This is a genomic window from Pseudomonas sp. RGM2987 (assembly GCF_022952855.1).
Classification (GTDB): domain Bacteria; phylum Pseudomonadota; class Gammaproteobacteria; order Pseudomonadales; family Pseudomonadaceae; genus Aquipseudomonas.
In genome coordinates this window covers 1-12,865 of the sequence record NZ_JALJDX010000108.1, presented here as the reverse complement: position 1 = coordinate 12,865, position 12,865 = coordinate 1, and the positions used below count along the sequence as shown (strand labels likewise).

The 12,865-nt window shown below is 59.0% G+C and carries 12 protein-coding genes; 2 read left to right on the top strand and 10 right to left on the bottom strand.

Annotated features, from left to right (window positions below; all coding sequences use genetic code 11):
• Positions 1 to 126 precede the first annotated feature (126 nt).
• The 10 genes from RGM2987_RS02315 to RGM2987_RS02270 form a co-directional block, all read right to left on the bottom strand.
• Entirely contained in the window at positions 127 to 2,088 is a 1,962-nt protein-coding gene (locus RGM2987_RS02315) for a DUF4105 domain-containing protein (protein ID WP_245138505.1), read from the bottom strand.
• Positions 2,085 to 2,405 (bottom strand): DUF2388 domain-containing protein, encoded by a 321-nt coding sequence (locus RGM2987_RS02310; RefSeq protein ID WP_003187020.1) that lies wholly within the window; start codon positions 2,403 to 2,405, stop codon positions 2,085 to 2,087. Before RGM2987_RS02310 ends, RGM2987_RS02315 begins: the two co-directional genes overlap by 4 nt.
• Before the next feature lie 26 nt (positions 2,406 to 2,431).
• Positions 2,432 to 2,734, bottom strand: a complete 303-nt coding sequence (locus tag RGM2987_RS02305) for a DUF2388 domain-containing protein (RefSeq protein ID WP_245138504.1) — start codon at positions 2,732 to 2,734, stop codon at positions 2,432 to 2,434.
• A 106-nt stretch (positions 2,735 to 2,840) separates the two neighbouring features.
• Entirely contained in the window at positions 2,841 to 3,158 is a 318-nt protein-coding gene (locus RGM2987_RS02300; RefSeq protein WP_245138503.1) for a DUF2388 domain-containing protein, read from the bottom strand.
• Positions 3,159 to 3,482: 324 nt separating this feature from the next.
• The gene (locus RGM2987_RS02295) at positions 3,483 to 3,698 is read right to left on the bottom strand and encodes a DUF1127 domain-containing protein (protein ID WP_003187014.1); all 216 of its coding nucleotides are present in this window, start codon (positions 3,696 to 3,698) and stop codon (positions 3,483 to 3,485) included.
• 318 nt (positions 3,699 to 4,016) lie between these two features.
• A complete protein-coding gene (locus tag RGM2987_RS02290) occupies positions 4,017 to 5,510 on the bottom strand; it encodes an acetyl-CoA hydrolase/transferase family protein (RefSeq protein ID WP_245138502.1) in 1,494 nt (497 codons plus the stop codon).
• A gap of 197 nt (positions 5,511 to 5,707) precedes the next feature.
• Positions 5,708 to 7,144: an NAD(P)(+) transhydrogenase (Re/Si-specific) subunit beta gene (locus RGM2987_RS02285; RefSeq protein ID WP_245138501.1), complete on the bottom strand. Its 1,437-nt coding sequence runs from the start codon at positions 7,142 to 7,144 to the stop codon at positions 5,708 to 5,710.
• Entirely contained in the window at positions 7,144 to 7,467 is a 324-nt protein-coding gene (locus RGM2987_RS02280) for an NAD(P) transhydrogenase subunit alpha (RefSeq protein ID WP_003187010.1), read from the bottom strand. Before RGM2987_RS02280 ends, RGM2987_RS02285 begins: the two co-directional genes overlap by 1 nt.
• Positions 7,468 to 7,482: 15 nt before the next feature.
• A complete protein-coding gene (locus RGM2987_RS02275; RefSeq protein WP_245138500.1) occupies positions 7,483 to 8,604 on the bottom strand; it encodes a Re/Si-specific NAD(P)(+) transhydrogenase subunit alpha in 1,122 nt (373 codons plus the stop codon).
• Positions 8,605 to 9,038: 434 nt separating this feature from the next.
• Positions 9,039 to 9,935 carry a LysR family transcriptional regulator gene (locus RGM2987_RS02270; protein WP_245138499.1) on the bottom strand — a complete coding sequence of 299 codons (897 nt, stop codon included), beginning with the start codon at positions 9,933 to 9,935 and terminating at the stop codon, positions 9,039 to 9,041.
• Positions 9,936 to 10,092: 157 nt separating this feature from the next.
• Here RGM2987_RS02270 and RGM2987_RS02265 point away from each other — a divergent pair, with 157 nt between their 5' ends.
• Entirely contained in the window at positions 10,093 to 11,274 is a 1,182-nt protein-coding gene (locus tag RGM2987_RS02265) for an acyl-CoA dehydrogenase (RefSeq protein ID WP_039593369.1), read from the top strand.
• A 12-nt stretch (positions 11,275 to 11,286) separates the two neighbouring features.
• Positions 11,287 to 12,507, top strand: a complete 1,221-nt coding sequence (locus RGM2987_RS02260; RefSeq protein WP_245138498.1) for a CaiB/BaiF CoA-transferase family protein — start codon at positions 11,287 to 11,289, stop codon at positions 12,505 to 12,507.
• Positions 12,508 to 12,865 lie beyond the last annotated feature (358 nt).

Sequence of the window (12,865 nt, the reverse complement as noted above, 5' to 3'; positions counted from 1 at the left end):
GTCGTAGAGCCAAGCGACGCGGTTTGCCTGAAAAGTCGCATCCGTCTGTTTGGGGGCCGCTTCGCCCGAGGCGTCGGACCGTCCCAGCGGGAGCAAGCTCCCCCGCCACAGGGGGCGGCGGCGCTATTAAGGTAGCTCCAGGCCGCCGCCGGCCTTGTGCAGTTTGCGCAGGTGTTCGCCGATCTCTTTGACATTGGCTTCACTGGCGGCAATTTCAGCGGCGCGACTGGGTTCGAGCAGTGCCCGGACTTCCTTGTCCAGATCGCCGGTCAGCGTTTGCAGCTGTTTCTGGCGCAAGCTGCTTTCCGACTCCAGTCGTTGCCACTCGCTGGGTTGCGGCAGTCCATACCCACTGCTGCCGAGTAGCTCGGCGGGACGGCTGAGGAAGCCGCTGTTGGCGAGGATCTGCTGCAGCGTCGCGTTGGCTCTTTCCATACCGCCATTCTGCAATTCACGGGCGCCGAGGTAGCGTTGCTTGACTTCGTCCTGGGCCAGCAACAACTGGCGACGGTAACTGGCCTGTTCCAGCAGGAGCAACGCCGCGCTGGTGCGCAGGTCAGCCTGTTCGAACCAGACGCGGCGTTCGGCGGCGTCCAGGGCCAGCCAGTCTTCCACCGATTGTTGCTTGATGGGCAGGTACTTCTTCAGCACGTTGAACATCGCCTGGTATCGCTCGCGGAACGAGTCGAAGCGATAGCCCAGCCGCAAGGCTTCCTTGGGATCATCCAGCACGCTGGTGTCGGCCATTCCCCGGCCCTTGAGCACTTCCAGCAAGCCATTGGGCATGATGCTGTCCAGGCCCTTGAGCTGCGCGTTATTGCTGCCGCTGCGCAGCAGCTTCAGGCTCTCCACCGCACAATTGTTGGACAGGAAGTAATAGTTGCCGTCGTAGCTCCAGTGCATTTCGGCGGCGTGCTCGACCGTCTCCTCGATCTCGGCACGCGACAGGTTCAGCGGCACTGAGGCCAGGCTGCGCAGTTCGGTCTTGGTGTATTCGTCGATGACTTGGGCCAACGGCAACACGAACAGGCGCGACGGATATTTGCCTACCAGCCCGTCCCAGCTCGACAACTGCACATCACCCACGAAGGCGCGATAGGACAGCACCAGGTGCTGGTCGAGATCCAGCCGGCAGTCCGGGCCACGGGGCCGGCCCGGCGCGCAGATTACCAGGCGAAGCATACTGTGGCCCCAGCGGCTGACCCAATTCTGGTTGGCTTCGGCCAGCAGGTAGTCGATGGCATAGACCCGTTCGGGATCGACCTTGCCCAGCGGCGTCCTGGCGAAGTCGTTCCCGGCATTGAGGAAGGCGAACGATTTGGCGCAGGTTTCCTTGGCCGCCGGTGCCCAACCAAAATGCTCCTGATAATAGCGATACAGTGCAGGTCGGCGGCAGGCGTAGCTGGGGTCCAGGAGAAAATACTCCATGTTGACCGCGACGAATTCCTTGGGGCTGCTCGTCTCATACAGATCCGGGCTGCGGGCGACCTGGCGGTTGTGCTGTTCGCGTTCGCCGCGACGACCGACGTACTGCGGCCAACCGGCCAGGTCCAGCAAGCGTGGATCATCGCTGAGGGTGAAGCGGCGGTCGTTCTGGCCGCGGCATTCATCGGGCAGGCCAATCAGCCCGGAACTGCCATTACGGCGGGTACAACGCTGGATCAGCGCGCGCTCGGGCTCCGGCCATAAACGCGAGCGGTCATAGATGTGGGTCAGTTCATGGAGAACCGTGGCGAGCATTTCCCGCCGTACGGTGCCGTGGGGACGTTGGGTCTTCTGCGTCGCAGCGCTGCCGTCGGTCAGGCTGTCGAGCAGATTGCTGTTGAGATCCAGTTGCGACACCAGTGAAGCCTGGCCGTAGGCGTTGGCAGGCATCTGGTCGGTCCAGCCGACATCGATGCGCCGGTCCAGCCGCTCGATGAAACGCGGCGGCAATGCTTGCATGGCTTCATCGAGCAAGGCCTGGCTGGCCTGTTGTTGCGCCGGGCTCAGGCCTTCGGCGTTGAGGTGCAGTTGCAAGCCGGCCTGGGCGCTGCTGCCGATGAGCAGCAGCGCCCAGGCCGCCAGCCAGGCGGCAACCCGCCTCACAATGCGAGGATGGCTTCGGCGAGAACCTGGTCGCTGGCGTCACGCGCTTCCGGTACACGGGTGCGCAACGTATCGAAGGCCGCTTCGAGATGAGCGCCACGAATCTCACCATTACTGGCGACGAAACTGGCCGCATCGTCATGGGCTTCGCGGACGATTTTCGAATCACGGATGGATGTAGTGGTATCGGAAGTGAAATCAATCGTGCGCTGGGAAGCGCGAACGATGATGTTACTGGTGGCTACCAGGGTATGGGCCTGGGCCACATCGGCCAATACCAGCAGGCCTAAGGCGGCAGCAATCAGCGGGCTACGCATGGAACGACTCCGAAAAATATTGATAACTATTGGACGAGAATTGCCTGTGCCAGTTCAAGGTCGCTGGCATGAAGTTTTGGCCGGGTCCGCCGCAGATAATCCAGGGCAGCCTCCAGCTGTCCACCTCGCAACTGTCCGTCACTGGCAATGAATGCCGCGGCGTCATCGCGAGCGGCGACAAGTTTATGATCGAAGGGCGCGGAGGTCACCATGCTTGTTGCATAGCCGCTGACGACTACCTGCTGGGTGGACACATCAAAAGCCTGGGCAGGTAAAGACCAGCAAGCTGCTATGAACAGCGCAAGATACGGATTCGGATAGAAACGCATGGGGCTCGACAATTGATGGCGAGCCGGCAGGCTAGCGCAACCCCCCGGCCCAGAGCCAGCGCTGAAACATCGGAACACCATTTGGTATCCAATGTTTCATGTTTCATCAGATCACGAGGATGGCCTGGGCCAGTTGCGCATCAGTGGCGTTCAACTGTGGGGCCTGTTGACGGATATAGTCCAGGGCACTTTCCAGTTTCACACCACGGATAGCCCCTTCGCTGGCGACGAAGCTGGCGGCGTCATCGCGCGCGGCCTGGACGATCTTGTTGTCGCGCAGCGAGGAGGTTGCATCAGAGGTGGCGTCGGACGTGGCCTTTAGCGCGCCAACGATGGAATCGGTGGTCACGATGAAGCTGCTGGCATTGGCGTGGGCGGCTACGGCCAGCAAGGCCGCCGCGCTGAGCAGACGGAGACGGGTCATGATGAAACTCCTTGGATAATGAGGTGAGGCCGGTGCTTGGTAGCTGGAGAGGAGCGCATGCTCGGCTCGCTTCGCCACGGTCGCTCGGATATTAAGGCAGATCCGGTCGGATGACAGCTGCAACCGTCGTCCATCACTGCTTCGCCACGTCAAATTAAACTGTACTGGTCGATATGCATTCTTATAAAACTGTGGTGTTCGTGGTTCTATCGAGGTTTTTTGTTTCTGAAACGACAAGACCCGTCGCGGTTTCCCGCGACGGGTCTTGTTTGTTCAATTCGGTGCTGGCGGTGGACCCGGTGGGTCAGGGCCAGCGGCGCTGAGTTAACGCCAGAACGGCTTGCTCAGCTCTTCGTAGCGTTGTGCTTCGCTGATACCGGCGTCAGCCAGCAGGCGCGAATCCAGACGAGCCAGTTGGTGACGGCTGGCGATGCGGCGCTGCCACAACATCAGGTTGGCGATAACGCGAAGAGGCAGGGAAGCCTGGTTTTTTTCAGCTTTGTCTTCGAAAAACAGCTCGGAACTGAGTGTACGTTCCATGGTTGACATCCTTCCGCTTGTGGCGGGATTAGGTAGTGGTTTAACTGGTGCCCATGATCCTCTCGTTTGGCCAGTCTCTCTAGATACAGTTCAATTGTAATGTGAGCAATCAGTTAACTGTTAAACAGCGGTGTACTGGTCGATATTGGCGCAACTGTACCTATCTGCACGGAAATAGTGCATTTGTGGGTTGCTGAACCTGTTTTATAAGAAAAGACTGTAGGAAAACACCGGTACAGCAGTACAGTTTTTGCCGCTTAGGGCTTGGCTTGGAAAGGCGCGAGAAACTGTATTAGCTGCACCGGTGAACCAGCTGTATCAGACTGCCAACATCTGCCCGGTCTCTTCCAGGTTCATGTGCCAGCTCAGTGCATCGCGCAGAATGTGAGGCGTATGCCCACCGAGGGCACACGCCGCTTCAAAGTAATCATTCAGCGCCTGCCGATAGGACGGATGTACACAGTTGTCGATGATCACCCGTGCCCGCTCCCGGGGCGCCAGGCCTCGCAGGTCGGCCAGGCCAATCTCGGTGACCAGGATGTCGACGTCATGCTCGGTATGATCCACATGACTGACCATCGGCACGACGCTGGAAATCGCACCGCCTTTGGCGATGGACTTGGTGACGAAAATCGCCAGGTGCGCATTGCGTGCGAAATCTCCCGAGCCACCGATGCCATTCATCATTCGCGTGCCGCACACGTGGGTGGAGTTGACGTTGCCGTACAGATCAAACTCCAGGGCGGTGTTGATGCCGATGATGCCCAGGCGGCGTACGACTTCGGGGTGGTTGGAGATTTCCTGCGGGCGCAGGACCAGCTTGTCCTTGTACCTTTCGAGGTTTGCGAACACTTCGGTATTGCGTCGGCTCGACAAGGTGATGGAACTTCCCGAGGCGAAGCTCAGTTTACCGGCGTCGATCAAGTCAAAGGTGGAGTCCTGCAGGACCTCGGAATACATGGTCAACTGCTCGAACGGCGAGTCGATCAATCCGCACATCACAGCGTTGGCGATGTTGCCAATCCCGGCCTGTAACGGGCCGAGCTTGTTGGTCATTCGTCCTGCCGCCACTTCCTGCTTGAAGAAATCGATCAAGTGATCAGCGATGGCCTGGGTCTCGCTGTCCGGTGGTGTGACGGTCGATGGCGAGTCGCCTTGATTGGTAATGACGATGGCGGCAATTTTTTCCGGCGGGATCGGAATCGCGGTACTGCCGATACGGTCGTCGACCTTCACCAGCGGAATCGGCGTGCGGGTTGGGCGGTAGGTCGGGATATAGATGTCGTGCAGCCCTTCCAGATTTGGATTGTGGGCCAGGTTGATCTCGACGATCACTTGCCGGGCGAAGATCGCGAAGCTGGCCGAATTACCCACCGAGGTGGTCGGCACGATGTGGCCCTGTTCGGTGATGGCCACCGCTTCGATCACTGCAATATCGGGCAGCTTGAGCTGGCCGTTGCGCAGTTGCTCGACCGTTTCCGAAAGGTGCTGGTCGATGAACATGACCTTGCCTGCGTTGATCGCCTTGCGCAGCGTGCTGTCGACCTGGAAGGGCATACGCCGTGCCAGCACGCCGGCCTCGGTGAGTTCCTTGTCGAGATCGTTACCCAGGCTTGCGCCGGTCATCAGACTGATTTGCAGCGGGGTGACCTTTGCGCGCTCGGCCAAGGCGTGGGGCACCGCTTTTGCCTCACCGGCGCGGGTGAACCCGCTCATGCCAACGGTCATGCCATCTTCAATCAACAAGGCGGCTTCGGCAGCGCTCATCACTTTATTCAACAACGAAGGCAGGCGGATACGGTCACGGTACATGGTGTGTTATCTCGGGCTAAAAGCAAGATGCGCAGTCTAGTGAATTCGCGCCGTGCCCGACCCGCTACAAAAGTCGCAATTAAGGCCTCTATTACGGGCGTTGCAGGCAAAACATCATTACCGGATCGGTAACGTTTCGCCTTGATACAAATCAAAACGCCCCGACGAGTCGGGGCGCTGGTGGTCAGTGAGGATCGTTATTCCACTGCTTTGACCATGTCCTCAATCACCTTCTTGGCGTCACCGAACACCATCATGGTCTTGTCCAGGTAGAACAGTTCGTTATCCAGACCGGCATAACCGCTGGCCATCGAGCGCTTGTTGACGATGATGGTCTTGGCCTTGAACGCTTCGAGAATCGGCATGCCGGCGATCGGCGATTTCGGATCGTTTTTCGCCGCCGGGTTGACCACGTCGTTGGCGCCAAGCACCAGCACTACGTCGGCCTGACCGAACTCGGAGTTGATGTCCTCCATTTCGAACACCTGGTCGTAAGGCACTTCGGCCTCGGCCAGCAGCACGTTCATGTGGCCGGGCATGCGACCGGCTACCGGGTGGATCGCGTACTTCACGGTCACGCCGTGGTGGGTCAGCTTTTCGGTCAGCTCTTTCAATGCATGTTGCGCACGGGCCACGGCCAGGCCATAGCCTGGGACGATGATCACAGTGTCGGCATTGGTCAGCAGGAAGGTCGCGTCGTCAGCCGAGCCGGATTTCACCGGACGAGCTTCTTGTGCCCCTGCCGGACCGCCCGCATCGGCAGTGTTGCCGAAGCCACCGAGCAACACGTTGAAGAACGAACGGTTCATGGCTTTGCACATGATGTACGACAGGATCGCACCGCTCGAGCCCACCAGGGAGCCGGCAATGATCAGCATCGAGTTGTTCAGCGAGAAACCGATACCGGCTGCCGCCCAGCCCGAATAGCTGTTGAGCATCGACACCACCACCGGCATGTCCGCACCGCCGATTGGGATAATGATCAGCACGCCCAGCACGAACGCCAAGGCTAGCATCAGCGCGAACGCGCTCAGGTTGCCGGTGAACATGAAGACCAGGCCCAGGCCCAATGTTGCCAGGCCCAGGATCAGGTTGAGCTTGTGCTGACCGCCGAACTGCACCGGCGCACCCTGGAACAGGCGGAACTTGTACTTACCCGAGAGCTTGCCGAAGGCGATCACCGAACCGGAGAAGGTGATTGCACCAATGGCCGCGCCAAGGAACAGCTCCAGGCGGTTGCCGGTCGGAATCGAATCGCCCAGTTGCTTGACGATGCCCAGGGACTGCGGCTCAACCACCGCAGCGATGGCGATGAACACCGCTGCGAGACCGATCATGCTGTGCATGAACGCTACCAGTTCCGGCATCTTGGTCATCTCGACACGCTTGGCCATGATCGAACCGGCGGTGCCGCCGATCAGCAGGCCGACGATGACATAACCGATGCCCGCAGTGGCAAGCTCAGCGCCCAGCTTATAAATGAGGCCAACGGTGGTGAGCACCGCCAGCGCCATACCGAGCATGCCGAACAGGTTGCCGCGCCGGGAAGTGGTCGGGTGCGACAGGCCTTTGAGAGCCTGGATGAAGCAGATGGACGCGATCAGGTAGAGCGTCGTTACCAGATTCATGCTCATTACTTGGGCGCCTCTTCTTTTACGGCTTTCGGGGCTTTTTTCTTGAACATCTCAAGCATGCGGCGCGTCACCAGGAAGCCACCGAAGACGTTCACGGCGGCCAGGGCCACGGCGAGGGTGCCCATGGTCTTGCCCAGTGGCGTCACCGTCAGCGCGGCGGCGAGCATGGCGCCGACGATCACGATCGCCGAAATGGCGTTGGTTACTGCCATCAACGGGGTGTGCAGTGCGGGTGTTACGTTCCAGACCACGTGGTAACCGACATAAATCGCCAGCACAAAGATGATCAGGTTGTAGATACCGGGGGAGATGAGCTCTTCCATTGTCTGAATCCCTGCTTAGGCGTTTTTACGGATGACCTGGCCGTCGCGGCACATCAGGCACGCGGCGACGATGTCGTCTTCCAGGTTCACGTCGAACTGACCTTCCTTGGTGAAGACCAGCTTCAGGAAGTCCAGCAGGTTACGGGCGTACAACGCCGAAGCATCGGCGGCGACTTCACCGGCCAGGTTGGTCGGGCCGACGATGGTCACGCCGTTCTCCACCACCACTTGATCGGCCACGGTCAACGGGCAGTTACCGCCCTGAGCCGCCGCGAGGTCGATGACCACCGAGCCCGGTTTCATCTGCGCGACGGTCTCGGCGCTGAGCAAGGTCGGCGCCTTGCGGCCCGGAATCAGTGCGGTGGTGATGACGATGTCAGCCTGCTTGGCGCGCTCGTGAACGGCCTGGGCCTGGCGCTGCATCCAGCTGGCGGGCATCGGCCGGGCATAACCGCCGACACCGACGGCGCACTCGCGCTCCTCGTCGGTTTCGTAGGGCACATCGACGAACTTGGCGCCCAGGGATTCGATTTGTTCCTTCACTGCCGGACGCACGTCCGACGCCTCGATCACCGCCCCCAGTCGCTTGGCCGTCGCAATCGCCTGCAACCCGGCCACACCGGCACCGAGAATCAGCACGCGTGCCGCTTTCACGGTGCCTGCGGCGGTCATCAGCATCGGCATGAAGCGTGGGTAGTAATGGGCCGCCAACAGGACGGCCTTGTAGCCGGCAATGTTCGCTTGGGAGGACAGCACGTCCAGGCTCTGGGCACGGGAGGTCCGTGGCGCAGCCTCAAGGGCGAACGCGGTAATCCCGTGTTCGGCCAGCTTGGCGATAGTGTCGTTGTTGAACGGGTTGAGCATGCCCACCAGCACGGTAGCGCGCTTGATCAACGCCAATTCGCTGTCGCTGGGGGCGACCACCTTGAGAATCAGCTCGGCCCCGAACGCGTCATTGGCGCTGCCAATGGTTGCGCCCGCTGCTTCATAAGCACTGTCGGTGACGCTCGCCTTGAGGCCGGCGCCGCTTTGGACAGTGACTTTATGGCCTTGGCCGATCAGCTTCTTGATGGTTTCCGGGGTAGCAGCAACCCTTGTTTCACCCGTCTGGGTTTCGAGAGGAACACCAATGTGCACGTCAAATCTCCTGCGTGATCTTATTGAGTAAACCCAGGCACTTCGGATGGTGCGGCTGGGGCGGCCGATCAGCACGGTCCCGCCGAATCAGGCGGGGCGCGGCATTTTGCAGGCGAAAATCCAGCCCTTCAAGGGATTATGACGTGTGACGAAAAATTAACTACAAGTCACCCTGTGACCGAATGTCGCAACACAAGCGCCTAAACCCTTGTACGCCTTGCCCTTAAAGGGTTTTGGTGTAATTCGATAAATTTTCCCATCGGCGTAATAAATAAGCCGCCATGAGTCAGGCAATATGGCTCAAAGCCACGTATTTGAACGCTTCTGAGACTACGGTACTAACTTTGTAACAGATTGACTGTATGCGACAAAAACTTATATCTGTAGCGCTTTTGATTAGCTTACTACCGGAGTCGGTTATACAAATTTTCTTATTAATCAAGCTCATAGGTATCAGCTTGATTCACCAGCCAGTCGCGAAAAGCGCGAAGCGATGCGGATTCGACTTTTCGCTCGGGAATCATCAGATAGTAAGCCTTGATGCTCGAAAGCGCTTTGCGGTTGGCAATGACCAGCCTTTTTTCCGCCAGCTCGCGTTGAATCAGGAAGGGCGGAATCAGAGCGATCCCCATGTCATGCATGGCTGCTTGGGCAAGCATGGAGAATAGTTCATAGCGCGGGCCTGTCAGGTCGTGCGCGATGTTCAGGTTCTGCGAGTTGAACCATTGGCGCCAGGCATAGGGGCGGGTTGTCTGTTGAAGCAAAGGCATCTCTGCGATGGTCTCCGCCGTCAGGCTTTCTTGGTCGCCCAGCAAGGTAGGGCTGCATACGGGCATCGGATTTTCGCCCATCAGCTTGTGGGATTCGGTCCCGGACCAGTCCGCATCGCCAAAATAAATGGCCGCATCAAACTCCGTGTCCGCGAAAAGAAAAGGGCGTGTGCGGTTGGTCAGGTTGACCGTGACTTCCGGATGCTGGAGTTGGAAGTCCTTTAGGCGCGGCAGCAGCCACTGGGTGCCGAACGTCGGGACTACGGCCAGTTCGATTACGTTTGCGCCGGTATGACCCATGACTGAAAGCGTGTCGCGCTCTACGGCATCCAGTTGGGCCGCGACGCGACGGCTGTAGGAAAGGCCTGCTTCGGTCAACTTGACCCCACGTCTTGAGCGTCGGAAAAGCTCGACGCTCAAGAAATCTTCCAGGCTGGCGACCTGTCGGCAGATGGCGCCTTGGGTCAGGGAGAGCTCTTGGGCGGCCTTGGTGAAACTCTCATGGCGCGCTGCGGCCTCGAAACTGATCAGGGCGGCGGTGCTGGGAATTTTACGGCGCATGTACATCTACCTCACTCATTGGCGACATAAGACCGGCCTATGACGGTTACGGAGTGAGAAATTAGCACAACACTATGCGGAATCGTCGTTTGCCCTTGTAGGAAACGGCGCCTAGGATCAATCCACGATTTTCATTTAATTGGCGAGGACTCTTTTCATGGCCGGTAAAGCAAGCTTCAACTGGATCGATCCATTGTTGCTGGACCAGCAGCTCACCGAAGAAGAACGCATGATTCGCGACACTGCCGAGCAATTCGCCCAGCAGAAGCTTGCGCCAAGGGTGCTGGAAGCGTTCCGTCATGAAAAAACCGACCCGGCGATTTTCCGTGAGATGGGCGAAGTGGGCCTTTTGGGCGCAACCATCCCTGAGCAGTACGGCGGCAGTGGGCTCAACTACGTGAGCTACGGCCTGATCGCCCGTGAGGTGGAGCGCGTCGATTCCGGCTATCGCTCGATGATGAGCGTGCAGTCTTCCCTGGTCATGGTGCCGATCAATGAGTTCGGTACTGAGGCGCAAAAGCAGAAGTATCTGCCGAAGCTGGCGTCCGGCGAATGGATCGGCTGCTTCGGTCTGACCGAGCCGAACCATGGCTCCGACCCGGGCGCGATGATTACTCGTGCGCGCAAAGTGGAAGGCGGCTACAGCCTGACGGGCAGCAAGATGTGGATCACCAACAGCCCGATTGCCGATGTCTTTGTTGTCTGGGGCAAGGACGATGCCGGTGATATCCGTGGCTTCGTTCTCGAGAAAGGCTGGAAAGGGCTGAGTGCGCCGGCCATCCACGGCAAGGTAGGGCTGCGGGCTTCCATCACCGGCGAGATCGTCATGGACAATGTGTTCGTTCCGGAAGAGAACATCTTCCCGGACGTGCGCGGGCTGAAAGGGCCGTTTACTTGTCTGAACTCGGCGCGTTATGGCATCTCCTGGGGTGCCTTGGGGGCCGCCGAGTTCTGCTGGCATACCGCTCGCCAATACACCTTGGATCGGCAGCAGTTCGGTCGTCCCCTGGCGGCCAATCAGTTGATCCAGAAGAAGCTGGCCGACATGCAGACTGAAATCACTCTCGCCTTGCAGGGATGCTTGCGTCTGGGGCGCATGAAGGATGAGGGCTCGGCCGCAGTTGAGATTACCTCGATCATGAAGCGCAACTCCTGCGGTAAGTCTCTGGATATCGCGCGTATGGCGCGGGACATGTTGGGCGGCAACGGTATCTCCGATGAGTTTGGCATCGCTCGCCATCTGGTGAACCTGGAAGTCGTGAATACCTATGAAGGTACACATGACGTGCACGCGCTAATCCTGGGACGTGCGCAAACCGGTATCCAGGCGTTCTATTAATAGGAGACGCTCATGGGCGCGCTTTCGCATCTGCGGGTATTGGATTTATCGAGAGTATTGGCCGGGCCGTGGGCCGGGCAGATCCTGGCGGACCTGGGAGCCGAGGTCATTAAGGTCGAGCGGCCCGGCAATGGAGACGATACGCGCGCCTGGGGGCCTCCCTTTCTCAAGGACGGTCGCGGCGAGAATACGACCGAGGCGGCTTATTATCTATCTGCCAATCGTAACAAGCAGTCGGTGACCATCGATTTCACTCGTCTGGAGGGGCAGCGGCTGGTACGAGAGCTGGCGGCGAAGTCCGACATCTTGATCGAAAACTTCAAGGTGGGCGGCCTGGCTGCCTATGGCTTGGATTACCCATCGCTGAAGGCGATCAATCCCCGGCTGATTTACTGCTCGATCACCGGCTTCGGACAGACCGGCCCTTATGCCAAGCGCGCCGGGTATGACTTCATGATTCAGGGGCTTGGGGGCTTGATGAGCCTCACCGGCCGGCCCGAAGGCGATGAAGGCCAGGGGCCGGTCAAGGTTGGGGTCGCGCTGACGGATATTCTTACCGGTCTGTACTCGACCGTTGCCATATTGGCCGCGCTGGCCCATCGCGATCACGCAGGCATTGGGCAGCACATTGATATGGCGTTGCTGGACGTCCAAGTGGCATGCCTGGCCAATCAGGCAATGAATTACCTGACCACAGGCAATGCGCCGAAGCGGTTGGGCAATGCTCATCCGAATATCGTGCCTTATCAGGATTTTCCTACGGCTGACGGCGATTTCATTCTGACTGTGGGGAATGACGGCCAATTCCGAAAGTTCGCTGAGGTCGCCGGTCAGCCTCAATGGGCTGACGATCCTCGTTTCGCCACGAACAAGTTGCGGGTGGCGAACCGGGGGGTGCTGATCCCGTTGATTCGCCAAGCGACTGTATTCAAGACCACCGCCGAATGGGTGGCTCAGTTGGAACAGGCTGGTGTGCCGTGTGGGCCGATCAATGACCTGGCTCAGGTGTTTGCCGATCCTCAAGTGCAATCACGCGGATTGGCGATAGAGCTGCCTCACGCGCTCGCCGGAAAAGTCCCGCAGGTGGCCAGCCCGATTCGCCTGTCAGAGACACCGGTGGAATACCGCAGCGCGCCTCCCTTGTTAGGCGAACATACGCTGGAGGTGCTGCAGAGGGTGTTGGGTTTGGATGAGGTGGCCGTGACTGGACTCAGGGAGGCGGGGGTTCTGTAAGTCCTCTTCTATATAGCCAGGAGTTGAGGTGGGCGCAGGGTGTTGCGCAACTTATTGATAGAAAAGCGAAATTAAGGGTTGACGGCAGATTTCAGGTGTCTATAATTCGCCCCACTTCCGGCGCAGTCGAAACGGAAAACTCCTTGAGATTCAACGAGTTGCGATGTTTTCGACAGCGACCTGCTTCAGTTCATCGAAGCCTGGAAGGAGTCGATGGGGCAGTGTTGTAGTGCCCGGTTGACGGTTCGATCCTCTCGGTCGAAAGCGGTGAAAAAGAGGTGTTGACAGCAGCGACTAACGCTGTAGAATTCGCCTCCCGCTAACGAGAGATCGGAAGCGCAAGTGGTTGAAGTTGTTA

Excerpts from the sequence above, each read along its gene's own strand:
- RGM2987_RS02310 (WP_003187020.1), bottom strand. The coding sequence starts at position 2,405 with ATGCGTAGCCCGCTGATTGCTGCCGCCTTAGGCCTGCTGGTATTGGCC.
- RGM2987_RS02305 (WP_245138504.1), bottom strand. The coding sequence starts at position 2,734 with ATGCGTTTCTATCCGAATCCGTATCTTGCGCTGTTCATAGCAGCTTGC.
- RGM2987_RS02300 (WP_245138503.1), bottom strand. The coding sequence starts at position 3,158 with ATGACCCGTCTCCGTCTGCTCAGCGCGGCGGCCTTGCTGGCCGTAGCC.
- RGM2987_RS02295 (WP_003187014.1), bottom strand. The coding sequence starts at position 3,698 with ATGGAACGTACACTCAGTTCCGAGCTGTTTTTCGAAGACAAAGCTGAA.
- RGM2987_RS02290 (WP_245138502.1), bottom strand. The coding sequence starts at position 5,510 with ATGTACCGTGACCGTATCCGCCTGCCTTCGTTGTTGAATAAAGTGATG.
- RGM2987_RS02285 (WP_245138501.1), bottom strand. The coding sequence starts at position 7,144 with ATGAGCATGAATCTGGTAACGACGCTCTACCTGATCGCGTCCATCTGC.
- RGM2987_RS02280 (WP_003187010.1), bottom strand. The coding sequence starts at position 7,467 with ATGGAAGAGCTCATCTCCCCCGGTATCTACAACCTGATCATCTTTGTG.
- RGM2987_RS02270 (WP_245138499.1), bottom strand. The coding sequence starts at position 9,935 with ATGCGCCGTAAAATTCCCAGCACCGCCGCCCTGATCAGTTTCGAGGCC.
- RGM2987_RS02265 (WP_039593369.1), top strand. The coding sequence starts at position 10,093 with ATGGCCGGTAAAGCAAGCTTCAACTGGATCGATCCATTGTTGCTGGAC.
- RGM2987_RS02260 (WP_245138498.1), top strand. The coding sequence starts at position 11,287 with ATGGGCGCGCTTTCGCATCTGCGGGTATTGGATTTATCGAGAGTATTG.